Raw genomic sequence first — 21960 nt, forward strand, 5'->3', positions numbered from 1 at the left:
GCTTACATCATTTCGACAATTGCCATTCGCCGTTCTTCACTTCGACCATGCGGAAAGCCGACAGATCCAGGCCCATGTGGTCTTTGGCCGACATGTTGAAGACGCCCGTGGTGCCGACAAAACCCTTGGTCGATTCCAGCGCCGCCCGCACTTTTTCGCGGTCCGTGCCGCCGGCGCGCTTGATGGCGTCGACCGACAGGTTCAGGGCGTCGAGCGCATAGCCGCCAAAGGTCGATGGGTCGATCTTGTAGCGGTCCTTATACGTCTTGTCGTAGCCGACGACGATCGCCTTTTGCGCATCGCTGTCCGGCAGCATGGCGCCGATCAGGAGGGCTGGCGTCGGCAGACGCACGCCTTCGGCGGCCTTGCCCGACAGTTTCAGGTATTCGTCGGACGCCACGCCATGCGACTGGTACAGCGGCAGCGCGGCCATGCCCAGCTGGCCATAGTTCTTGGTCACGACCGCCGGGCCCTGGCCCAGGCCGAAGACGAAGACGGCTTGCACGCCAGCGGTATTCTTGATGCGCGTGAGCTGCGCCGTGATGTCCGTGTCTTTCGGGCCGTAGGTTTCATCGGCCACCAGGGTGATACCGTATTTCGAGGCGACGATTTGCGATTCCTTGCGGCCCGAAGCGCCAAAGCCGCTCGTTTCCGACAGCAGGCCCACCTTGCTGATGCCGCGCTTCTTCATGTCCTCGAACACCTTCTCTGCCGCCATGCGATCAGTATGCGGCGTCTTGAACACCCATTTCTTGACCGGATCGATGATGACCACGGCGCCCGCCAGCGAGATGAACGGCATGCTGGCGCGCTCCACCAGCGGCGCCATCGCCATCGTCGCGCCGGTGGTGGTGCCGCCGATCAGTACATCGACCTTGTCGGACTCGATCAGGCGCTTGGTAAAACCGTTGGCCTTGGCGGCATCGCTGCCGTCATCGTAATGCACGAGTTCCAGCTTGCGTCCCAGGACGCCGCCGGCCGCGTTGATCTTCTCGATATACAGCTGCAGGGTTTTCAGTTCCGGGTCGCCCAGGAAGGCGGCAGGCCCCGTGACGGACAGCACGGAACCGATCTTGATGTTATCGGCCGCATACGCGCCCACGGCGGACATGGCCAGCACGCCGGCGATCAGGGTTTTCTTGAAGATATTGGCAATCATTGTGGTCTCCACCAGGTTGGCACTACGGTCAAATTGGGTGGTGCTATCTTGCACCTTGTTTTATATACTGCTTTTATACGCGTTCAATAACGACGGCAATACCCTGCCCCACGCCGATGCACATGGTGCACAGCGCATAACGCCCGCCCGTGCGTTCCAGCTGGTTCAGGGCCGCCATCACCAGGCGCGCGCCCGATGCGCCCAGCGGGTGGCCGATGGCGATCGCACCGCCATTCGAATTTACGTGGGCCGCATCGTCCGCCAGCCCCAGGTCGCGCGTCACCGCTAGTGCCTGCGCCGCAAATGCTTCATTGAGTTCGATCACGTCCATCTGCTCGATGCTCAATCCCGTTTGCGCCAGCACCTTGCGCGACGCGGGCGATGGACCAAAACCCATGATGCGCGGCGCCAGGCCGGCCGTGGCCATGCCCAGTACCTTTGCGCGCGGCGTCAGTTTGTATTTGTCGACGGCGGCGGCGGACGCCAGCAAGATGGCGCAGGCGCCATCGTTCAAGCCCGAGGCATTGCCGGCCGTGACCGTGCCGTCCGGCTTGACCACGCCCTTGAGCTTTGCCAGCATGTCCAGCGAGGTATCGGGACGCGGATGTTCATCGCTGGTGACCATTTTCGGCTCGCCTTTTTTTTGCGGCACGGCGACGGGCACGATTTCGCGCTCGAACACGCCTGCCGCGTGGGCGGCCGCCCAGCGCTGCTGGCTGCGCAGGGCCAGCGCATCCTGGTCGGCGCGGCTGATGCCAAATTCCACGGCCACGTTTTCCGCCGTTTCCGGCATGGTGTCGATGCCGTACTGCGCCTTCATCTTGCCGTTCACAAAACGCCAGCCCAGGGTCGTGTCTTCGATTTTCGCCGCGCGCGAAAACGCGCTGTCGGCCTTACCCATCACGAAAGGCGCGCGCGTCATGCTTTCCACGCCACCGGCGATGATCAGTTCCGCCTCGCCCGCCTTGATGGAACGGGCAGCCATGCCGACGGCATCCAGGCTGGAGCCGCACAGGCGGTTGATGGTATTGGCGGGCACTGCCGCCGGCAAGCCGGCCAGCAGCGCAGCCATGCGGCCCACGTTGCGGTTGTCCTCGCCCGCCTGATTCGCGCAGCCGTAGAACACGTCGTCGATGGCGGCCCAGTCGACGGACGGGTTGCGGGCGATCAGCGCGGCAATCGGCAGCGCACCCAGGTCGTCCGCGCGCACGCTGGACAGCGCGCCGCCATAGCGGCCAAACGGGGTGCGTACGGCGTCACAGATAAAAGCGTCATTCATGTCTGGTTCCTTGTTCGGGCGGGCTATCAGGAAAAAATCTTCGGGCGCTGGTCAACCACGCGGCGGGCCTTGCCCGTCAGGGTGCGTTCGATGCCGGCGGCGGCCACGAGGCGCACGCGCGTGCTCACGCCCACGTGTGTCTTGATGCGGTGTTCCAGCTCGCGCGCCAGCGCGTCCGTTTCACTGGCCGAGATGGTGGCAGTGAGGTCGATACGCAGCTCGGCGACCACTTCCAGCTTGTCGAGGTGGCCGTCCCGCGTGACCACCAATTGATACTGTGGTGCCAGTTTCGGCATTTTGAGGATCAGCTCTTCGATCTGCGTGGGGAAGACGTTCACGCCGCGGATGATCAGCATGTCGTCCGAGCGGCCCGTGATCTTGCCGATGCGGCGCATCGAGCGCGATGTCGGCGGCAGCAAGCGGGTCAGGTCGCGCGTGCGGTAGCGGATGATGGGCAGCGCTTCCTTCGACAGCGAGGTAAACACCAGCTCGCCCTCTTCGCCGTCCGGCAGCACTTCGCCCGTTTCCGGATCGATGATTTCCGGGTAAAAATGGTCTTCCCAGATGACGGGACCGTCCTTGCTTTCGATGCATTCGGATGCCACGCCAGGGCCCATCACTTCGGACAGGCCGTAGATGTCGACGGCGTCGATGCCGGCACGCGCCTCGATTTCCGAGCGCATGGCGTCCGTCCACGGCTCGGCGCCGAAGATGCCCACCTTCAGCGACGATTCGGCCGGGTCCAGACCCTGGCGCGTGAATTCCTCGATGATGTTGAGCATGTACGAAGGCGTAACCATGATGATCGACGGCTTGAAATCCTGGATCAGTTGCACCTGCTTTTCCGTCTGCCCGCCGGACATGGGAATGACCGTACAGCCCAGGCGCTCGGCGCCGTAATGCGCGCCCAGGCCGCCCGTGAACAGGCCATAGCCGTAGGAGATATGCACCATGTCGCCCGCGCGGCCGCCGCCGGCGCGGATCGAGCGCGCCACCACGTTGGCCCAGGTATCGATGTCGTTCTGCGTGTAGCCGACCACCGTGGCCTTGCCCGTGGTCCCGCTGGACGCGTGGATGCGCACCACCTGCTCGCGCGGCACGGCAAACAGGCCGAACGGATAATTGTCGCGCAAGACCTTTTTATCGGTGAACGGGAATTTGGCCAGGTCGGACAGGGATTTCAGGTCGTCCGGATGCACGCCCGCTTCGTCAAAAGCGGCGCGGTAATGGGGCACGTTGTCATACGCGTGCTTGAGCGTCCATTTCATGCGTTCGAGCTGCAGCGCCTGCAGTTCATCCTTGCTGGCGCGCTCGATCGGCTCGAGGTCATTCGGTGCTGGGGTTCTCTGGACCATCTCTGTCTCCTGATTCGGTTCTATAACTATGTAATTCGTTCCGGCAGTTCAAGCCTGCTCTTGTACCTTCAATTGCTGATGACTTCACCCGCCACGCGAATCGACTTGCCACGGAAGAGCGCGATGGCGCGCCCTTCCTGGTTGCTGACCTTGACGTCGTAGACGCCGCTCTTGCCGGCCAGCGCCTGCTCGACGGCGTGCGCCGTCAGCACGTCGCCTTCGCGGCCCGGCGCCAGGTAATCGATGGTGCAGCCGGCTCCCACGGTGTTCATGTTGTAGCTGTTGCAGGCAAAGGCGAAGGCGCTGTCGGCCAGGGCAAAGATAAATCCGCCATGGCAGGTCTGGTGGCCATTGAGCATGTCCGGGCGCACCGTCATCGTCATGCGCGCATGGCCGGGGCCCACTTCGGCCAGGGCGATGCCCATGGCGGCGGTGGCGTTATCGCGCGACAGCATGGAGGCAGCGGCCGCTTCCGCCAGGGCTTGTGCGGTCATGTTGTGGTCTTCATTCGGCATGGAAGCGATCTCCATTGGCAAGTTTGCGGCGCAGCAGCGGCGAGACCCGGTAGCGGTCTTCGCCATAGCCTTGCGCCAGGTGGTGCAGCACCGACACGATGTGCTGCACGCCGACGGCATCGGCCCAGGCCAGCGGTCCACGCGGATAATTGACGCCCTTCTGCATGGCGATATCGACGGCGGCCACCGTGCACACGCCCTGGTTGACGGCGTCGGCCGCCTCGTTGGCCAGCATGGCGACAGTGCGCATGACGGCCAGGCCAGGCACGTCGTCCAGGCGCGTGACGATGAAACCGGCCGCCTGGAACAGGCCGACGACAGCCGCATAGGCGGCGTCGCTGCACTGGTCGGCACGGGCCACGGCAATGCGCCTGGCACCGGCGTAATCGAGCGCCAGGTCGAACAGCACCGTGTCCGGATGCTGGTTGTCGTGCGCGCGCTGGGTGGCGCTGCGGCCATCGGTCAGGTAAATCGCGGCGCCATGGCAATGCAGGGCCGGCGCCTCGTCGTGCGCCTGGCCTTCCTGCGTCACGCGGCGGCTGACGGTGATGCCCGCCTGCTCCAGGCGCTGCACCAGGCTGTGGATGATGCCGCTGTGGCCACGGCCATCGCCACCGATGGCGGCCGACAGGGCGACGAATTCGGGCTTGGCCTGCGCGCCTTCCGCCTGCGCCACGGGGGCAACGGCGCCTTCGCCATACAGGTAAAAACCGCGGCCCGATTTGCGGCCGAGGAAACCGGCGTTGACCATTTCCTGCTGCAGCACGGACGGCGTGAAGCGCGGATCGTTGAAATAGGCGCCGAACACGGATTGCGTGACGGAGAAATTCACGTCGTGGCCGATCAGGTCCATCAGCTCGAAGGGCCCCATGCGGAAACCGCCCGCTTCGCGCAGCACGGCGTCGATGGTGGCGGCGTCACCCGCCTGTTCGTTCAGCAGGCGCCAGCCTTCCGCATAGAAGGGACGGGCGACACGATTGACGATGAAGCCGGGCGTCGATTTTGCATGCACGGGGTTCTTGCCCCAGGCAATCGACGTGTCATACACGGTGGCGGCCACTTGCTCGCTGGTGGCCAGGCCACTGATCACTTCGACCAGCGCCATCAGGGGTACGGGATTAAAGAAATGCATGCCGACCAGGCGTTCCGGGCGGCGCAGCTTGGCGGCGATGGCCGTGACGGAAATCGACGACGTGTTCGTCGCCAGGATGCAGTCGTCGCCGACCAGCGCTTCCAGTTCCGCGAACAGACCGCGCTTGACGTCGAGATTTTCCACGATGGCTTCCACCACCAGGGATGCATCGCTCACATCGGCCAGGCTGCCAGCCGCCTGCAGGCGCGCCGTGGCGGCTACCACATCGTCGGCCGTCATGCGGCCCTTTTCGGCCAGCTTCGCATACATCTTGCCGATATCGGCCAGCGCCTTGCTGACCGCTTCTGCTCGGGTGTCGTACAGTTTTACGCGGTAACCGGCGGCAGCAGCCACCTGCGCGATGCCGGCACCCATGGCGCCGCTGCCGATGACGGCGACGATACTGTTGTTGTCCAAAGCTGCCATATCAATGTCCCTTGAATTGCGGTGCGCGCTTTTCCATGAAGGCGGCAACGCCTTCGCGGTAATCGTCGCTGTTACCGAGATCGCTCATCATGCGCGCTTCCAGCGCCAGCTGCTGCGGCAGGGTATTGGCGCCGCTGGCGGCCAGTGCCTGCTTGGTGTAGGCCAGGCCCTTGGTCGGCGCCGTGGAAAAGTGCACGGCCAGCTTGCGCGTTTCTTCCGCCAGTTGGGCATCCTCGACGCATTTCCAGATCAAGCCCCAGTCTTCCGCTTTTTCCGCCGTCAGTTTTTCACCGAGCATGGCCAGGCCCATGGCGCGCGCGGAACCGATCAGGCGTGGCAGGAAAAAGGTGCCGCCCGTGTCCGGGATCAGGCCCAGCTTGCAGAATACTTCGACGAAGCTGGCCGACTTGCCGGCGATGACGATGTCGCAAGCCAGCGCCAGGTTGGCGCCCGCGCCGGCAGCCACGCCGTTGACGGCGCAGATCACGGGCATCGGCAGCGCTTTCAGGGCCAGCACCAGCGGCGCATAGTTCTTTTCCACCGACTCGCCCAGGTCCACGCCCTTTGAGCCAGGTTCCACGGCGCGGTCGGACAGATCCTGGCCCGCGCAAAAGCCGCGGCCCGCGCCCGTCAGCACGAAGACGCGCACGGTACTGTCGGCATTGACTTTCGCAATCGCGTCGCGCACTTCTTCGTGCATGGCTTGCGTAAAACTATTCAGTTTGTCGGGACGGTTCAGGGTCAGCGTGGCGATACCCTGCTCGATGGTAAAGAGGATGTTTTGGTAGGTCATGGCGTCTCGCTTGTTTAATAGGTAAGGCAGGGCCCGTGCCCTGCACCGGCTTATTCAGCCTGGTCGAAGTCGACCACGACCTTGTCTGTGAGAGGGAAACTCTGGCAACTGAGGACAAAGCCGCGCGCCACTTCGTAGTCTTCCAGCGCGTAGTTGACATCCATTTCGACTTTGCCGTCGAGGATCTTGCAGCGGCAGGTCGAACATACGCCGCCCTTGCACGAGTAGCGCATGTCGATGCCTTGGCGCAGGCCCGCGTCGAGGATGGATTCCTTGTCCTTGTCCATGGTGAAGGTGGTGTGGTTGCCATCCATGATGACGGTCACTTCCGTTTCCTGCACCACGCCCGCGTCGAGCTGCGCGCGCGGCTTGTGGGCGTTTTTCGGGATGCTGGCGGCGAACAGTTCGATCTTGATATTCTGCTTGGGCATGCCGGCAGCCTGCAGGGCAGCGGAGACACCGAGCATCATGTCTTCCGGGCCACAGATGAAGGCGTTGTCGTAGTCTTCGACTTTGATCCAGTGCTGCAGGAATTGCTCGCATTTTTCCTGCGTGATGCGGCCGTTGAACAATTCGATGTCCTGCTGCTCGCGGCTCATCACGTAGACCAGGTTCAAACGCTCCAGGTACACGTCCTTCAAGTCCGTCAATTCTTCCTTGAAGATGACGGACGACGAGGCGCGGTTACCGTAGAACAGGGTGAAGCGGCTCAGGGGTTCCGTCAGCAAGGTGGTCTTGATGATGGAGAGGATGGGCGTGATGCCGCTGCCGGCCGCAAACGCCAGATAGTGCTTGCGGTTGACGCAGTCGAGCGGCACGTTGAAGTGGCCCATGGGCGGCATCACCTCGATGGTGGCACCGGCTTTCAGGGTATCGTTCGCCCAGGTGGAGAAGGCACCGCCCGGCGTGCGCTTGATGGCCACGCGCAGGGTGCCGTCCTGCACCGCCGAGCAGATGGAATACGAGCGGCGCACGTCTTCCGCATTGATATTGGCGCGCAGGGTCAGGTGCTGGCCCTGCTGGAAGCGGAACTGCTGCTGCAGCTCGGCTGGCACGTCGAACGTGACGGCGATGGTGTCGCGCGTTTCGTTGCGCACGTTCGCTACGCACAGCGGATAAAATTTACTCATGCTTCATCTCCAGTTTCTTCGGAACGTGTGCCTGATTTTTTTAGTGGCACTTGAAGTAGTCAAACGGTTCGCGGCAAGCCAGGCACTTGTACAGGGCCTTGCACGGCGTGGAGCCGAACTGGCTGGTCAGCTGCGTATGCGTCGAGCCGCAGTTCGGGCAGATCACGTCCAGCTTTGGCATGGCCTGGCGCTTGACGCCACCCTTCAAGCCGCTGATGTCGATCACCTGCTGCTGCGGCGGGGCGATGCCATAGCCTTTCAGCTTGGCCTTGCCCGCTTCGCTCATCCAGTCCGTCGTCCATGCGGGCGCCAGCTGGTTCACCAGGGTCACCTTGGCCACGCCATGGCTGCGCAAGGCATCCGTGACGGCGTCGGCGATCACCTGCATGGCCGGGCAGCCCGAATACGTGGGCGTGATCGTCACGATGCATGCGTCGCCATCCGTGACTTCGACGGCGCGCACGATGCCCAGGTCCACCACCGAAATGACGGGGATTTCCGGGTCCGCGACGTCGCCGAGCCAGGCCCAGACCTGGGCGGCGTCCAGCGCCGCAGCGCCAGCGGCCGTGTTCATTACCACTCCGCCCCGGGATAGGCGCGCTGCAGGAACTGCATCTCGGCCAGGATAAAACCCAGATGCTCCGTGTGCGTGCCCTGCTTGCCACCCTTTTGCATCCAGGCGTCGGGCGCCGGCATGACAAGCGTCGCTTCGGCGAAGATCTCGGTCACGTGTTCCAGGAAAGCCCGGCGCAGCACGTCCGATGGCGGCGCGATGCCGGCGGCAACCATGGCCTGGTCGACTGTGTCGTACTTGAACATCTCGCCCGTGTACATCCACAGCTTGTCGGCGGCAGCCTGCGTCTTGGCATGGCTGTCGGCCGTGCCGTCGCCGAGGCGCACGATCAGGTCGCCGCTGCGGCGCAGGTGATAGGTCACTTCCTTGATCGACTTTTGCGCCACTTCGACGATGCGCGCATCCGTCGATTTCGTCAGTTCGAGCAGCTGGAAGTAGTGCCAGCTGTCGAAGAAGAACTGGCGCATCATGGTGTCGGCGTAATTGCCGTTCGGCTGTTCGACCAGCAGGCAGTTCTTGAAATCGTGGGCGTCGCGCAGGAAGGCGATGTCGTCCTCGTCGCGGCCCGCGTTTTCCAGTTCGGCCGCGTAGCTGAACCACAAGCGCGTCTGGCCCAGCAAGTCCAGCGCCACATTGGTCAGCGCCATGTCTTCTTCCAGTGCCGGCCCCTTGCCGCACAGCTGAGACAGCTGCTGGCTGAGGATCAGGGCGTTGTCGCCCAGGCGCAGCAAGTAGTTAACTTTGTCATCCATTGCCGGTGCTCCCATCACAGGTTCTTGACTTCTTCCGGCATCGGGAAGAAGGTGGGATGGCGGTACACCTTGCTGTTCGACGGCTCGAACAGGGCGCCCTTGTCGCCGGGGCTGCTGGCGACGATGTCGGCCGCGCGCACCACCCAGATGCTCACGCCTTCATTGCGGCGCGTGTAGACGTCGCGCGCATGGTTGACCGCCATGGTGGCGTCGGAAGCGTGCAGGCTGCCCACATGCTTGTGCGCCAGGCCGTGCTGGCTGCGGATGAAAACTTCCCACAAAGGCCATTCTTTGCTCATGTTGCTATCCCCTATCTGTCTTATGTATTTACGCCACCGCTTTGTTAGCAGCTTGCTTGTCTGCATACGCGACCAAGGCATCGCGGAACCATGCACCGTCTTCATACGCTTTCACGCGCGTTTGCAGGCGTTCGCGGTTGCATGGGCCATTGCCCTTCAGGACATTGTTGAACTCGGACCAGTCGATCTCGCCGAATTCATAGTGGCCCGTTTCCGCATTGAATTTCAGGTCAGGATCGGGCACGGTCAGGCCCAGGTATTCGATTTGCGGCACGGTCTGGTCGACCATGCGCTGACGCAATTCATCGTTCGAGAACAGCTTGATGCGCCATTGCGCCGATTGGGCGCTGTTGACGGAGGCGGCGTCGGACGGGCCGAACATCATCAGCGATGGCCACCACCAGCGGTTCAGCGCATCCTGCGCCATGGCTTTCTGCGCCGGCGTACCCTTGCACAGCGACATCATGATGTCGTAGCCCTGGCGCGCATGGAACGACTCTTCCTTGCAGACGCGGATCATGGCGCGCGCATACGGCCCATACGAGCAGCGGCACAGGGGAATCTGGTTGATGATGGCGGAACCGTCGACCAGCCAGCCGATGGCGCCCATGTCGGCCCACGACAGGGTCGGATAATTAAAGATACTGGAATACTTGGCTTTGCCCGAGTGCAAGGCGGCCAGCAAGTCGTCGCGCGACACGCCCAGGGTTTCCGCGGCGCTGTACAGGTACAGGCCGTGGCCCGCTTCGTCCTGGATCTTGGCCAGCAGGATGGACTTGCGTTTCAGGGTCGGCGCGCGCGTGACCCAGTTACCTTCGGGCAATTGGCCGACGATTTCCGAGTGCGCGTGCTGCGAAATCTGGCGGATCAGGGTCTTGCGGTAGGCGTCCGGCATCCAGTCCTTGGCCTCGATCTTGATGCCTTCGTCGATGCGTGCCTGGAAAGCGCGCTCTTCCTGGCCCATGTCGTCGAGGGAACGGACGTTCTTGAGGCCGGTTTCAACCATTTGTGCGTACATGATCTGTCTCCCATGTCTTTGATTTTGCGCAGCAACGCGGTGCGATGAACAGATAATACGATACAAAAAACGATTTGCATACACTTGATATGAATCATTTTAAAAATTCGTATCTTGTGCAGCTTTTTTGTGCGTATGATATTGCTGATGAGAAAACACCACGGAGCGCCACCAGCGCTTCCGGCAAATTATTGCCGCGCTACCCGCGCAGCCAAGTAAACTGCTGCTTTTATTGATTCGACCGCAACACGGCCAGACCGGAACCACATGAAGAACACCCGCTGCACGGCATGGATAGCCGATTTCCTGGAAAGCGACCCACCGCGCTCGAAGTCCCTGGTGATGACCATCTTTGGCGACGCCATCGTGCCGCGCGGCGGCGCCATCTGGCTGGGCAGCCTGATCGAACTGCTGGCGCCATTCGGCGTCAACGACCGTTTATTGCGTACCAGCGTGTTCCGCCTGGCGCAGGAAGGCTGGCTCAGCTCGCAGCGCGATGGCCGCCGCAGCGCCTATACGATACGCCCGGAGGCGCTGGCCCGCTTCGAACGCGCCTATCGCCGCATCTATGCACCGCTGGTCGTGCACTGGGATGGCAGCTGGACCCTGGTGATCGGGCCGGCCGGCAGCATCGGCGCTGCCGAGCGGGGGGCGCTGCGCAAGGAATTATTGTGGGCCGGCTATGGCCTGATTTCACCAGGTATCTTTGGCCACCCTGCCAGCAATACGGAAGCATTGGAAGATATTCTCGTTCGCAATGAGGTGCAGGGCAAGTTGTATGTCTGCCACACAACAGAGTTGCCGGGCGTCAGCACGCGTCCCCTGCGCGACATGGTGGGCGACTGCTGGGACTTGTCGGAAGTGATGGCTGGCTACGAAAAATTCATCGCCAGCTTCCAGCCGCTGCTGACCCTGCTGCAAGAAGCGCCCGTGTTCGATGCGAAGCAAGCGTTCGTCATCCGCTCACTGCTGACGCACGCCTACCGCCGTGTGCAGTTGCACGACCCGCAATTGCCCGTCGAACTGCTGCCCGAGCCGTGGCCCGGCACGCAAGCGTATGCGCTGGCCCGCGACCTGTATCGCATCACGTATGCGGCGGCAGAGGAACACATCCTGGCGACCCTGCGCCGCGAGGATGAGCAGGCGGCATCTGTCGAGCCATGGTTTTTTGAACGTTTCGGCGGACTGAACACCTGACAAAACGTCCATGGCGGCGTTGCAGGGCCTGGGCGTACGTTCGTACTGCCTGCGGCCCTGCGCCTTGCCCTGGCCATTTTTCAGGCGTTCAGGATTTGCTCACTACTGCGTTCACTGCTTGTTCATGGCGACGACCTGCTTGGCCCCCGCCAGCAAATCCTGCCCCAGCTTTTCCAGCGCATTGGCCTGCACCAGCATGGTGTCGAGGATGGCGGCATTGAAGGTGAATTCGGCCGGCGTGGTATAGCCGGGGAAACGTATGATGCGCAGCAATTCCTGCAAGGTCGTACCCTTGCCCAGGTGCGCCAGGGCATCGCTGAGGGCGCTGACTTTCTTTTCCAGTTCGCGTATGTGTTTGCCGTTGTCATCCATGATGCTCTCCCCGTATTGGAGCTATCACGTTAGCAAAGCGCGTCCGTCGTCGTTTGCGCCAGCACAAAGACCGCTGCAAAACAGGTATCATCGCGCCATTGCACACGATGCAAAACCCATACGTTTTTATCAGGAACACTCATGACCATTAAAATCAGCCAGCAATTCGACGCCGGCGCGATCGAGGTGCTGCGCGCCGACGATGCCCAATCCATCGAGCTGAACATCCGCAAGGATTCCCACGCCGACATCACGCAGTGGTTTTACTTCCGCCTGCAAGGCGCGCAAGGCGAGGCGTGCACGATCCGCTTCATGAATGCCGGAAAATCGGCCTATCCGGACGGCTGGAAAGATTACCAGGCCGTGGCCAGCTACGACCGCGAAACCTGGTTCCGCGTGCCCACCAGCTTTGATGGCACCGTGATGACCATCGAACACACGCCGGAGGAAGAAAGCGTGTACTACGCCTACTTCGAGCCATATCCATGGGACCGCCACCTGGCCCTGATCGACAGCGCGCAAGCGTCGCCGCTGGTGCGCCTGATCGACCTGGGCAGCACCGTGGAAGGCCGCGACATGAACCTGCTGGTGGTCGGCGACGCCGATGCAGAGAAGAAAGTCTGGGTCATCGCGCGTCAGCATCCCGGTGAAACGATGGCCGAATGGTTTGTCGAAGGCATGCTCGAAGCCTTGCTGGACCAGGCCAATCCGTTTGCCCGCCAGTGCCTGCAGGACGCCGTCTTCTATGTGGTGCCGAACATGAACCCGGACGGTTCCGTGCACGGCAACCTGCGCACCAACGCGGCCGGCGCCAACCTGAACCGCGAATGGATGACGCCGACCATGGAACGCAGCCCGGAAGTGTTCCTGGTGAAACAAAAAATGCATGAAATCGGCTGCGACCTGTTCCTCGACGTGCATGGCGACGAAGGCTTGCCTTACGTCTTCGTGGCTGGCAGCGATGCGCTGGAAAATTTCACGCCGGCACAAAAGGCCGAGCAAGACCGCTTCATCGCCGACTTCAAGGTGGCCAGCCCCGACTTCCAGGATGAACACGGCTATGAAGACGGCCCGTTCACGCCGGAAGTGCTGACCATGGGTTCGCCCCATATCACCCACGCCTTCGGCTGCCTGTCGCTGACCCTGGAACTGCCGTTCAAGGACAACGCCAACGATCCCGACCCGCAAACGGGCTGGAGCGGCGCCCGCAGCGCTGCCCTGGGAGCTGCCGTATTGCAACCGATCCTGGCGACCTTGCGCGCCTAAGCACAGCAGCGCCCGCAGTCACGCGGCCCGACCTCACAGGCGGGCCGCGCTTTTCTCTCAGCCCTTGGCTACCTTGCGCAAGGCTTCCACCAGCCGGTCCAGATGCGACTCGGGCGTAAAGATGCCCGGCGTGACGCGCACGCACGCGCCATTGGCAAGGCCGTCGCGCGGCACGGCAAAGATGCCGTGTTCCTGTACCAGCTTTTTCGACAGCGCATAGCTGTCGGCCACGCTCGTCTTGCCCTTCAGGCGGAACGAAGCGATGGCGCTCGTCAGGCGCGGATCGGCTGACGCCAGCACCTCGATACCTTCGATGGCGCGCGCCGCTTCCACCCAGCGGTTGCGCAGCAGTCGCAGCCGCGCCTGCTTGTTGGCCACGCCGATCTGCGCATGCAAGTCCAGCGCCACCGGCAAGCTCAGGTAGGCAGCGAAATTGACCGTGCCCGTGTGCACGCGCGTGCGGATATCGTCGCCCGTCTTTTCCCCCATATATGCGTCGATATCAACCACCCTGCCCCGCTTGATATACGCAGCACCCACGCCAACAGGCGCGCCTATCCATTTATGCAGGTTGATGCCGGCAAAATCCGCCTGCAGGTCAGGAATCGTCATGTCCAGCTGGCCGAAGCCGTGCGCCGTATCGACGATCACGTCGATGCCCCGTGCGCGTGCCAGGCGGCTGATCTCGGCCACGGGCAAGACCATGCCGTTGCGGTGATTGACGTGCGTGAGCAGCATCAGTTTCAAGGTCGGATGGCGTTCCATGGCAGCAACATAGGCGGCGATGACGCCATCATGCGTGAACGGTTCCGGCATGGCAATCGACACGACCTGGGCGCCGCGCCGCTGCTGCAGCCAGCGCGTGACGGTGATCATATTGTCGTAATCGATATCCGCGTACAGCACCGTGTCGCCCGGCCGCAGGCGGTTATAGCCGGCGATCAGGACTTGCAGCGCTTCCGTGGCACCGCGCGTCAGCACGATTTCATCGATGGCCACGCCCAGCGCCCTGGCCGCCGCCGCGCGCGCCGCCTCGAAATCGGCCGGAAAGCGCATGCGCGCATACCAGGCGTTGTCGCGGTTGACCATGGCCAGCTGCTGCTCGTAGTGGCGCAGCACGGGCCTGGCCATCGAACCCCAGAAAGCATTGTCGAGTTGCACGATGGCATCGGTCGTGTCGTACTGCGCGGCCACGGCCTGCCAGTAAGCCTGGTTGCTGGCCAGGGCATCCGGCGTGGTGCCGGCCGGCACCGATGGCAAGGACGGAGGCAGGGCGGCAGATGCTGCCGCAGCCGATCCTGCGCCCGCCGCCATGGGCAGCGCTGCCGCCAGCGAACCGGCGCGCAACAGGGCGCGGCGTTGTGGATTCATCGTCATCTCCCTTAGAATTTCACTTTGTACTCGACGTACAGGTTACGCCCGTCCGTGTCGTACGGCGCATTGCGCGAATAGATCAGACCGCGGCTGGCCTGGAAGGTTGCTTCGTCAGGATACTTGTCCAGCACGTTGTCGATACCCACGCGCACGGACTGCTTGTCGCTAATCTTGTAGCTGGCCGCCAGGTCGAGGAATTGCATGGCGCCAAAACGCTGGAAGATATCGCCCGTGGCATTGCCGGAATTGTCCGTCCACGCGCCGTAATAGCGCACGCGGGCCAGGGTATTCCAGTTGCCCAGGTCATAGTTGCCGCTGATGGTGGCTTTCTGGCGCGGCAAGCGCTCCTCGAAGACTTGGCGCTGGGCCGCATTCGTCACCAGGCTGGACTTGCCGTCGTCGACTTTCGTCGTGTTGTAGTTGTAGGCCAGGGTCAGGTTCAGCTTGCCTTCGCCGATACGGCTCAGGTGGCTGCCGACGATATCGATGCCGCGCGTGGTGGTGTCGAAGTCATTCGTGAAATAGCTGACCGAGGTGTAGCGCAGCGGATTGGCCACGCCGGCCGGCACGGCAAACGCGGCGGACGTGCTGAAGCGGTCGCTGACCTTGATGTCATACACGTCGACGGAACCGGAGAAGCCCGCCGGCGTCTTCCACGTAAAGCCCAGCGACAGATTCTTCGATTTTTCCGGCTTCAATGCCTTGGCGCCCAGCAGGATGGCCAGCGGATCGTTGTTGGCCAGGCGGCCGCTGGTAAACAGCAGCAGGGTCTTGGTGTCGAGGCCTTGATTCGTGCTGTTGGTGTTCGACTGGCCCGGCGTTGGTGCACGGAAACCCGTCGAGTAGGAACCGCGCAAGGCCATGTCTTCGCTCAAGGCATAGCGGGCCGACAACTTGCCGTTGACGGTGCTGCCGAATTCCGAGAAATGTTCATAGCGGGCCGCGCCCCCCAGGCTCAGGGCCTTCGTGACGGGCACTTCCACGTCCAGGTAGGCCGCATAGCTGTCCTGGCCCCAGCTGCCCGCCTGGCGGTCGCTGAAGCCTGGCGCGCCATTTGCATTCGCGTCGAGGCCGATGGCCGCGCCCGGCCCCACCGTCCAGGACGCCACGTCGCCCGCCTTCACGCCATAGGTTTCATTGCGCGCCTCCGCGCCGAAGGCGATGTTGACCGGTTGCGGCAGGGACGGTACGGGCAATTCATAGTTGAAGTTGGCGTTGAGAATCTTTTCCACCTGCGACAACTGGCCCAGGTAAAACGATGTCGGGCTGCCCGGTCCCATCGAGGCGTTGATGGAATTGGCCAGGTTGTAATCGATGCGGTTGCGCCCCCAGGACGCGCTCACGTCCCAGCCGAAGCGGTCGTTGAAATGGCCGCGCACGCCGGCCACCACCTGTACATCATCCTGCTCGTTCGAATAGCTGGGGCTGAAGCCGAGCGGATAGATGCTGCGCAAGTCCCAGCCAGGGAACAGGCTGCTGGTTTTATACGCGCCCGTGCTCGTGTCCGGGTTGCGCCAGTTGAAATCCGAGGTGCCGTCACTGCGGCTGAACAGGCCAAAACCGTACAGTTCCGTCGTGTCGGACAGGGCCATGCTGGCGTTGAAGCCGATGCGCTTGCTGTCGAGTTCAGGCTGGCCCCAGCGCTGCACGGGATTCGGCACCTTCAGTTCCGGATGCGCATTCTGGAAAGCAATCGCGTCGGCCCGCTGGCGCGTGCGCGACGTGGGGTCGGACTTGGCCAGCGCGCCGAAAATCGTCGCCTTGCCCGTCTCGCCAAAGGCAAAGCCCGTCTTCAGGTTCACTTCATTGCCCTTGCCGTCGCCTTCCGAATATTGCGAATGGTGCACGGAGACCTCCGTGCCGAGCGTATCGTCGAGAATGATGTTGATCACGCCGGCAATCGCGTCGGAGCCGTACTGGGCAGAGGCGCCGTCGCGCAGCACCTCGATGCGCTTGATGGCGGAGACGGGAATCTGCGCCAGGTCCGGCGCCTGCGCGCCACGCGCGCCGAGCAAGGCGCTGCGGTGGAAACGCTTGCCATTGACCAGCACCAGGGTCTGGTCCGGCGACAGGCCGCGCAGGGTGGCGGGACGCACGAACACTTGCCCGTCAGCCATCGGCAGACGCTGCACCACATATGAAGGCACGAGTTGCGCCAGCACATCGTTCAAGTCCGACGATTCAACGGCGCCGATATCTTCGCGGTTGAACACATCCACGGGCGCCATGGTGTCGAACTGCGTGCGGTTGCTGCCGCGCGTGCCCGTGACGATCACGGCTTGCGGGGTGTCACTGGCGTCGCTGGCGGAAGCTGGTGCAGCGGGCGCGGCGCCATGGGCTTGGGCCGGATGGGCGAACAGGGCGTTCATGGCACACAACAGGGCCACCGCGCGGGCGATGCGGGTACGGGAGTAGGTCATGGAGAGGGTCACTATGCAGGTTGAATCAACAACAACGCGTCACGGCAAGACTCGCATCTTGCATGAAATATCACGAAGTTCGGCTTACTTACATTAAAAGCATCTAAATAGCGCAGATAACGTCAGATGGCGACATCATACGAAGGCAATATTTCATCCGTATGACGAGCTGATCAGTACTACCAAGCCGCCGCATGCACACTGCCCCGGCGGCCGGCGGCGACTGGCATTCCCCTGACCGCCAGTTTGCATTCGCGCGCAGAGAGAAACATGCGGTGGCAGCGAGAGGGGAAATGGGGGCAACAACGAGACAATTCGATAGATTTCCTACAATCAACACTCCCTATAATGCGACCGCGCAACGACACGCATGCTTGTCGCTATATTAGGTTGTGAAGATGAAGAAACAAACCATACTGTGCGCGCTCGTCAGCCTGCTCACCCTCTCCGCTTGCGGCGGCGGCGGTAGCGGAGGTAGCGGCGGGAATGGCAGCAATCCGGATCCTAAACCGGTGGTGCCACCGACACCGGTGCTGGCATCCATCAATGCCGCAGATGCATTAAAGAAATTCCTGGGCAGCGACCTGACCATCTCGAATCTGGCCTCCAATGATGGCTATCTGGGGTCGGCGACGTTAATCGTCAGCCAGGAATTGGGACAGCCTGCACCATTCATTACCAATGGCGTATCGCAACAAGCGGCGTCCGTCAAAGTCATTTCACTGCTGCGCAGCAATGCCAGCGGCAAGCTGCTATACCGGAACACCTGGAAACTGCATCTGGACGCAAACATGCAGCCCATCGGCATGGCACTCGGCTATGCCGATGCCGGCTACAAAGCGTGCATGTCCGTCACGGGCCACGAAGCATTGCCCGCTCTCAGCAATGCATCCGGCACGTATTTTTCGGGCGTGCAAACGTCGGCGTATGTCGAAGGTTTCAAAGCCGGGAAGTACGCGAATTACTGCGACCCCAGCGCCACCACGACCACCAATGTGGAATGGTCGGTTGCGGCAGGTTCGCCAAATCCCTATTTCTGCCTGACCATGCCTGGCAGCATGTCCAAGACCAAGACGCGGATGTGCGTTCCAGTCGATGCGGCCGGCACGCAGAATAATTCCGCATGGGTCCGACTTTACAACGAGGACGGCAGTGTCGCGATCGACTACAAGAACACGGTCCTGAATAAACCGGTGGAACAATTGGGAACCGCCGTCGATGCCAACAACTATTGGTACGGCGCCGTATGGCGTCCGCAAGACGGCTATGTCTACCAGCGCTACCAGGATAGCAAATTTGCATCCGAGCAAGCATGCAGGGACCAGACGGCAATTAACTGGAAAGCCACCTGGGACGCCTCGAATATTGCGTGGATGTGCGTCAACGTCAAAACGACGTAGAACGGTAAGGTAGTCCCCCGGCCTGCCGGCAACCATGCCGCTGGCCGGGGTGTGTCAGGGCGGGGCTTAACCGCCCGCCACCACCATGCTCTCGATGAGGATGGAACCCGTCTCCTTGGTGCCGCGGCGCAAGGCGTCGGCGCCCACGGCCACGATGTTGCGCAGCATGTCCTTCATATTGCCGGCGATGGTGATTTCTTCCACCGGATACTGGATCACGCCGTTTTCCACCCAGAAACCGGACGCGCCGCGCGAATAGTCGCCCGTCACGTAATTCGTTCCTTGTCCCATCAGTTCCGTCACCAGCAAGCCCGTGCCCAGCTTTTTCAGCATGGCACTAAAATCGTCGCTGGCGGCCGTCTGCTTCGAGGTCAGGTACAGATTGTGCGAGCCGCCCGCGTTGCCCGTCGTCTGCATGCCCAGCTTGCGGGCCGTGTAGGTCGACAGGAAATAGCCTTGCACCACGCCATCCTTGACGACGTCGCGGCTGACGGTTTTCACGCCCTCTTCATCGAACGGGGCCGAACCGACGCCGCCGATCACGTGCGGGTCTTCGAATATCTGCACGTGCGACGGCAGCACTTGCGTGCCCAGGGAATCGTTCAGGAAAGTGGACTTGCGGTACAGGGCGCCGCCCGAGGTCGCTTGCACGTAGGTACCGAGCAAACCGGCCGCCAGCGGCGCCTCGAACAGCACGGGACAGGTGCGCGTGCCCAGCTTGCGCGCGTTCAGGCGCGACAGGGCCCGTTCGGCGGCGTAGCGGCCGATGGCTTCCGGGCTCGACATTTTGGAGGCGTCGCGCACGGATGAATACCAGTCGTCGCGCTGCATCTTGGCGCCCTTGCCGGCGATGGGCGCCACGGACAGGGTGTGGCGCGAAAACGGGTAGCCGCCGATGAAGCCGCGCGAATTGGCGGACACAAAGTGCGATTGCTGCACATGCACACCCGCGCCTTCGCTGTTCGTGATGCGCGGATCGACGGCAAACGCGGCCGCTTCGGCCCGCTGGGCCAGCACGACGGCTTCCTCGGCGGAAATGAGCCAGGGATAGAACAGTTGCAAATCGCGGGGAGACATTTCCAGCATGTCGGCGTCGGCCAGTCCCGCACAATCGTCCTCGGCCGTGAAACGGGCGATGTTGTAGGCGGCGTCCACCGTGGCGCGCAGGGCGGACGGAGAGAAATCGGAGGTGCTGGCATTGCCGCGCTTCTTGCCGACAAACACGGTCACGCCCATGCCCTTGTCCTTGTTTTGCTCGATCGTTTCGATCTTGCCTTTTCGGACAGAAACGGACAGGCCACCGCCTTCGCTGACTTCGACGGCAGCGTCGGTGCCGCCCGCTTCCCGCGCAAAAGACAACACATCACGGGCTAGTTGCTGCAATTGCTCTTGACTATGGGTAAATACGGAGTCGTTCATGCGCTGTTTTCTTCGGAAAGCCGCTAAAAAGGTTATCATAGCAGTCGTTTACAGTTTACAGGTGCGGCCTACGCGGCCAATCCCGCCTTATCATGCCAAATCCAAACCGGGGAGCTTGCGGCTTCCAATCGACCGAATTCGAACAGGAATATGAACGTCCTTCGAAGTCGGAACTCAAGCGCCAGATGACCGTCCTGCAAAAGCTGGGCGAAGAACTCGTCAATGAGGCACGTGACCGCGTCAAGCGCGTCCCGATGCCGGAAGACGTGCGCGACGCCATTCTCGAATGCCAGCAAATCAAGGACCACGAAGGCCGCCGCCGCCAGCTGCAATACGTGGGCAAGAAGATGCGCACCCTGGATGAGGAAGAAGTTGCCGCCATCCAACGCACCATCGATAGCTGGAAAGGCTTGTCGAAAGCCGACACGGCCAATATGCACGCGATGGAGCGCCGCCGCGACAAACTCTTGACGGATGACAAGGCATTGACCGTCTTGCTGTCGGAAAACCCGGAACTGGACGTGCAGCACCTGCGCACCCTGATCCGCAATGCCCGCAAGGAGCAGGCCGAGAACAAGCCACCAAAAGCTTACCGTGAAATCTTCCAGATCTTGAAAGAGATCGCCAAGAAGAACAACAGCGGCAAGAAAGATGCCGATGAAGATGACGTTGAGCAAGAAGAAGACGAATAAACCCCAGCTCCAGGGCTTGGGTTGACAAAAACCGGGATCAGCCCGGTTTTTTTACGACATAGACAGGTGCCCCATGACCACGATAGAAGACGAATTGATTATCGGCCTCGTGTCGATCTCGGACCGCGCCAGCGGCGGCGTGTATGAAGACCTGGGCATCCCGGCCCTGGAAAGCTGGCTGTCCGCCGCCATCCGCACACCATTCCGCCTGGAAAAACGGCTGATCCCGGACGAACGCTCGCAGATTGAAAACACCCTGATCGACATGGTCGACCTGAGCCACTGCCATCTGATCCTGACGACGGGTGGCACGGGCCCGGCGCGGCGCGATGTGACGCCGGACGCCACGCTCAGCGTCGGAACCAAGGAAATGCCCGGTTTCGGCGAACAGATGCGCCAGATCAGCCTGCGCTTCGTGCCGACGGCGATCCTCTCGCGCCAGGTGGCCGTGATCCGCGAGACGCCCGAGCGCGCCGCCCTGATCATGAACTTGCCGGGCCAGCCGAAAGCCATCAAGGAAACCCTGGAGGGATTGAAGGACGCTGACGGGAATCAATTGGTGAACGGCATCTTTGCCGCCGTGCCGTATTGCATCGACCTCATCGGCGGCCCCTACATGGAAACCGACCCGGCCATCTGCAAGGCCTTCCGTCCCAAATCGGCGCTGCGTCCGGCGCAACCTTTACCTGAGGAAAATACATGAGCACCTTGCTGGAAACCATAGAACTCGACAGCGCACCGAATCCCACCGTCTCCATCATCTGGATGCACGGCCTGGGCGCGGACGGCAACGACTTCGTGCCCCTGGTGAAGGAACTCGATTTGCGAGGCTGCCCCGCCATCCGCTTCATCTTCCCCAGCGCCGGCACCATGCCCGTCACCATCAACAACGGCTATGTGATGCGCGCCTGGTATGACATCCTCGTGAGCGACCTCGTGCGCCGCGAAGATGAAGGCGGCTTGCGCGCCTCGCAGGCACAGGTCGAAGCGCTGATCGCGCGCGAAAAGGCGCGCGGCATTCCCGCCAGCCGCATCATCCTGGCCGGCTTCTCGCAAGGTTGCGCCATGACCTTGCAAACGGGCTTGCGCCATGCGGAACCGCTGGCCGGCCTGATGTGCCTGTCCGGCTACCTGCCGCTGGCCGACAAGACGGCGGCCGAACGCACGCCGGCAAGCCTGCAGACGCCGATCTTCATGGCGCACGGCACGGCCGACCCCGTAGTCCCGATCGCGCGCGCGCAGCAGTCGCGCGGCTTGCTCACCGACATGGGTTACAAGGTGGAATGGCACGAGTACATGATGCAGCACTCGCTGTGCCAGGAAGAGATCGACGCCATCGGGGCGTGGCTGAAAAAAGTGCTGGCATAAAACAAAACAGGCGCGGTATG

The 21960-nt window shown here is 62.2% G+C and carries 21 protein-coding genes; 6 read left to right on the forward strand and 15 right to left on the reverse strand.

What is annotated here, in order from left to right:
- Positions 1-7: 7 nt before the first annotated feature.
- From JAB1_RS20930 to paaA, 11 genes are all read right to left on the reverse strand, one after another.
- The gene (locus tag JAB1_RS20930; RefSeq protein ID WP_070281623.1) at positions 8-1159 is read right to left on the reverse strand and encodes an ABC transporter substrate-binding protein; all 1152 of its coding nucleotides are present in this window, start codon (positions 1157-1159) and stop codon (positions 8-10) included.
- Positions 1160-1232: 73 nt separating this feature from the next.
- On the reverse strand, positions 1233-2438 hold the full coding sequence (gene pcaF / locus JAB1_RS20935; RefSeq protein WP_070281624.1) for a 3-oxoadipyl-CoA thiolase: 1206 nt from the start codon (positions 2436-2438) through the stop codon (positions 1233-1235).
- Positions 2439-2464: 26 nt separating this feature from the next.
- A complete protein-coding gene (paaK, locus tag JAB1_RS20940) occupies positions 2465-3793 on the reverse strand; it encodes a phenylacetate--CoA ligase PaaK (protein WP_070254579.1) in 1329 nt (442 codons plus the stop codon).
- 68 nt (positions 3794-3861) lie between these two features.
- Positions 3862-4308, reverse strand: coding sequence for a hydroxyphenylacetyl-CoA thioesterase PaaI (paaI, locus tag JAB1_RS20945; protein ID WP_070254580.1), 447 nt, complete (start codon positions 4306-4308; stop codon positions 3862-3864).
- Positions 4298-5866 (reverse strand): 3-hydroxyacyl-CoA dehydrogenase PaaH, encoded by a 1569-nt coding sequence (gene paaH / locus JAB1_RS20950; RefSeq protein WP_070281625.1) that lies wholly within the window; start codon positions 5864-5866, stop codon positions 4298-4300. Before paaH ends, paaI begins: the two co-directional genes overlap by 11 nt.
- Position 5867: 1 nt before the next feature.
- Positions 5868-6659 (reverse strand): 2-(1,2-epoxy-1,2-dihydrophenyl)acetyl-CoA isomerase PaaG, encoded by a 792-nt coding sequence (paaG, locus tag JAB1_RS20955; protein WP_034780396.1) that lies wholly within the window; start codon positions 6657-6659, stop codon positions 5868-5870.
- A 50-nt stretch (positions 6660-6709) separates the two neighbouring features.
- Positions 6710-7789 (reverse strand): 1,2-phenylacetyl-CoA epoxidase subunit PaaE, encoded by a 1080-nt coding sequence (gene paaE / locus JAB1_RS20960; protein ID WP_034780398.1) that lies wholly within the window; start codon positions 7787-7789, stop codon positions 6710-6712.
- Positions 7790-7829: 40 nt separating this feature from the next.
- Positions 7830-8363, reverse strand: a complete 534-nt coding sequence (paaD, locus tag JAB1_RS20965) for a 1,2-phenylacetyl-CoA epoxidase subunit PaaD (RefSeq protein ID WP_070281626.1) — start codon at positions 8361-8363, stop codon at positions 7830-7832.
- Complete coding sequence (gene paaC, locus JAB1_RS20970; protein WP_275527773.1) at positions 8363-9130, reverse strand: 1,2-phenylacetyl-CoA epoxidase subunit PaaC; 768 nt, start codon at positions 9128-9130, stop codon at positions 8363-8365. The genes paaD and paaC overlap by 1 nt, the downstream gene beginning before the upstream one ends.
- Positions 9130-9414 (reverse strand): 1,2-phenylacetyl-CoA epoxidase subunit PaaB, encoded by a 285-nt coding sequence (gene paaB, locus JAB1_RS20975; RefSeq protein ID WP_034746356.1) that lies wholly within the window; start codon positions 9412-9414, stop codon positions 9130-9132. The genes paaC and paaB overlap by 1 nt, the downstream gene beginning before the upstream one ends.
- A gap of 28 nt (positions 9415-9442) precedes the next feature.
- Complete coding sequence (gene paaA / locus JAB1_RS20980; protein WP_070281628.1) at positions 9443-10432, reverse strand: 1,2-phenylacetyl-CoA epoxidase subunit PaaA; 990 nt, start codon at positions 10430-10432, stop codon at positions 9443-9445.
- Positions 10433-10699: 267 nt separating this feature from the next.
- On the opposite strand from paaA, the gene paaX reads away from it, so the two are divergent.
- Positions 10700-11629 (forward strand): phenylacetic acid degradation operon negative regulatory protein PaaX, encoded by a 930-nt coding sequence (gene paaX, locus JAB1_RS20985; protein ID WP_070281629.1) that lies wholly within the window; start codon positions 10700-10702, stop codon positions 11627-11629.
- A 111-nt stretch (positions 11630-11740) separates the two neighbouring features.
- Here paaX and JAB1_RS20990 read toward each other — a convergent pair whose 3' ends face one another.
- Positions 11741-12001, reverse strand: a complete 261-nt coding sequence (locus tag JAB1_RS20990; protein ID WP_034780410.1) for a hypothetical protein — start codon at positions 11999-12001, stop codon at positions 11741-11743.
- Positions 12002-12142: 141 nt separating this feature from the next.
- On the opposite strand from JAB1_RS20990, the gene JAB1_RS20995 reads away from it, so the two are divergent.
- Positions 12143-13267, forward strand: coding sequence for a M14-type cytosolic carboxypeptidase (locus JAB1_RS20995; RefSeq protein ID WP_034780413.1), 1125 nt, complete (start codon positions 12143-12145; stop codon positions 13265-13267).
- Positions 13268-13324: 57 nt separating this feature from the next.
- Here the strand turns inward: JAB1_RS20995 and JAB1_RS21000 are convergent, their stop codons facing one another.
- Together JAB1_RS21000 and JAB1_RS21005 are read right to left on the reverse strand one after the other, a co-directional pair.
- Positions 13325-14638: an aminotransferase class V-fold PLP-dependent enzyme gene (locus tag JAB1_RS21000; RefSeq protein ID WP_070281871.1), complete on the reverse strand. Its 1314-nt coding sequence runs from the start codon at positions 14636-14638 to the stop codon at positions 13325-13327.
- 11 nt (positions 14639-14649) lie between these two features.
- A complete protein-coding gene (locus JAB1_RS21005; RefSeq protein ID WP_070281630.1) occupies positions 14650-17061 on the reverse strand; it encodes a TonB-dependent receptor in 2412 nt (803 codons plus the stop codon).
- Between the two features lie 398 nt (positions 17062-17459).
- Between JAB1_RS21005 and JAB1_RS21010 the strand changes: the two genes are divergently transcribed.
- The gene (locus tag JAB1_RS21010; RefSeq protein ID WP_139144624.1) at positions 17460-18461 is read left to right on the forward strand and encodes a hypothetical protein; all 1002 of its coding nucleotides are present in this window, start codon (positions 17460-17462) and stop codon (positions 18459-18461) included.
- Between the two features lie 66 nt (positions 18462-18527).
- On the opposite strand, the gene pmbA is transcribed toward JAB1_RS21010, so the two are convergent.
- Complete coding sequence (gene pmbA / locus JAB1_RS21015; protein ID WP_070281631.1) at positions 18528-19880, reverse strand: metalloprotease PmbA; 1353 nt, start codon at positions 19878-19880, stop codon at positions 18528-18530.
- A 92-nt stretch (positions 19881-19972) separates the two neighbouring features.
- Between pmbA and yjgA the strand changes: the two genes are divergently transcribed.
- From yjgA to JAB1_RS21030, 3 genes are all read left to right on the forward strand, one after another.
- Positions 19973-20572: a ribosome biogenesis factor YjgA gene (gene yjgA / locus JAB1_RS21020; protein ID WP_070281632.1), complete on the forward strand. Its 600-nt coding sequence runs from the start codon at positions 19973-19975 to the stop codon at positions 20570-20572.
- Between the two features lie 73 nt (positions 20573-20645).
- On the forward strand, positions 20646-21275 hold the full coding sequence (gene mog / locus JAB1_RS21025; RefSeq protein WP_070254589.1) for a molybdopterin adenylyltransferase: 630 nt from the start codon (positions 20646-20648) through the stop codon (positions 21273-21275).
- Positions 21272-21940: an alpha/beta hydrolase gene (locus JAB1_RS21030; protein WP_070281633.1), complete on the forward strand. Its 669-nt coding sequence runs from the start codon at positions 21272-21274 to the stop codon at positions 21938-21940. Before mog ends, JAB1_RS21030 begins: the two co-directional genes overlap by 4 nt.
- The last annotated feature ends 20 nt before the right edge of the window (positions 21941-21960 follow it).

The sequence above is a fragment of the Janthinobacterium sp. MP5059B genome (assembly GCF_001758645.1).
GTDB classification, from domain to species: Bacteria; Pseudomonadota; Gammaproteobacteria; order Burkholderiales; family Burkholderiaceae_D; genus Janthinobacterium; species Janthinobacterium lividum.

Coding starts and splice junctions, on each gene's coding strand:
- JAB1_RS20995 (WP_034780413.1), top strand. CDS start 12,143: ATGACCATTAAAATCAGCCAGCAATTCGACGCCGGCGCGATCGAGGTG.
- paaA (WP_070281628.1), bottom strand. CDS start 10,432: ATGTACGCACAAATGGTTGAAACCGGCCTCAAGAACGTCCGTTCCCTC.
- yjgA (WP_070281632.1), top strand. CDS start 19,973: ATGCCAAATCCAAACCGGGGAGCTTGCGGCTTCCAATCGACCGAATTC.
- JAB1_RS21005 (WP_070281630.1), bottom strand. CDS start 17,061: ATGACCTACTCCCGTACCCGCATCGCCCGCGCGGTGGCCCTGTTGTGT.
- JAB1_RS21010 (WP_139144624.1), top strand. CDS start 17,460: ATGAAGAAACAAACCATACTGTGCGCGCTCGTCAGCCTGCTCACCCTC.
- paaC (WP_275527773.1), bottom strand. CDS start 9,130: ATGGGAGCACCGGCAATGGATGACAAAGTTAACTACTTGCTGCGCCTG.
- JAB1_RS20930 (WP_070281623.1), bottom strand. CDS start 1,159: ATGATTGCCAATATCTTCAAGAAAACCCTGATCGCCGGCGTGCTGGCC.
- paaG (WP_034780396.1), bottom strand. CDS start 6,659: ATGACCTACCAAAACATCCTCTTTACCATCGAGCAGGGTATCGCCACG.
- paaB (WP_034746356.1), bottom strand. CDS start 9,414: ATGAGCAAAGAATGGCCTTTGTGGGAAGTTTTCATCCGCAGCCAGCAC.
- JAB1_RS21000 (WP_070281871.1), bottom strand. CDS start 14,638: ATGAATCCACAACGCCGCGCCCTGTTGCGCGCCGGTTCGCTGGCGGCA.
- paaD (WP_070281626.1), bottom strand. CDS start 8,363: ATGAACACGGCCGCTGGCGCTGCGGCGCTGGACGCCGCCCAGGTCTGG.
- paaX (WP_070281629.1), top strand. CDS start 10,700: ATGAAGAACACCCGCTGCACGGCATGGATAGCCGATTTCCTGGAAAGC.
- JAB1_RS21030 (WP_070281633.1), top strand. CDS start 21,272: ATGAGCACCTTGCTGGAAACCATAGAACTCGACAGCGCACCGAATCCC.
- paaE (WP_034780398.1), bottom strand. CDS start 7,789: ATGAGTAAATTTTATCCGCTGTGCGTAGCGAACGTGCGCAACGAAACG.
- mog (WP_070254589.1), top strand. CDS start 20,646: ATGACCACGATAGAAGACGAATTGATTATCGGCCTCGTGTCGATCTCG.
- pmbA (WP_070281631.1), bottom strand. CDS start 19,880: ATGAACGACTCCGTATTTACCCATAGTCAAGAGCAATTGCAGCAACTA.
- paaI (WP_070254580.1), bottom strand. CDS start 4,308: ATGCCGAATGAAGACCACAACATGACCGCACAAGCCCTGGCGGAAGCG.
- paaH (WP_070281625.1), bottom strand. CDS start 5,866: ATGGCAGCTTTGGACAACAACAGTATCGTCGCCGTCATCGGCAGCGGC.
- pcaF (WP_070281624.1), bottom strand. CDS start 2,438: ATGAATGACGCTTTTATCTGTGACGCCGTACGCACCCCGTTTGGCCGC.
- JAB1_RS20990 (WP_034780410.1), bottom strand. CDS start 12,001: ATGGATGACAACGGCAAACACATACGCGAACTGGAAAAGAAAGTCAGC.
- paaK (WP_070254579.1), bottom strand. CDS start 3,793: ATGGTCCAGAGAACCCCAGCACCGAATGACCTCGAGCCGATCGAGCGC.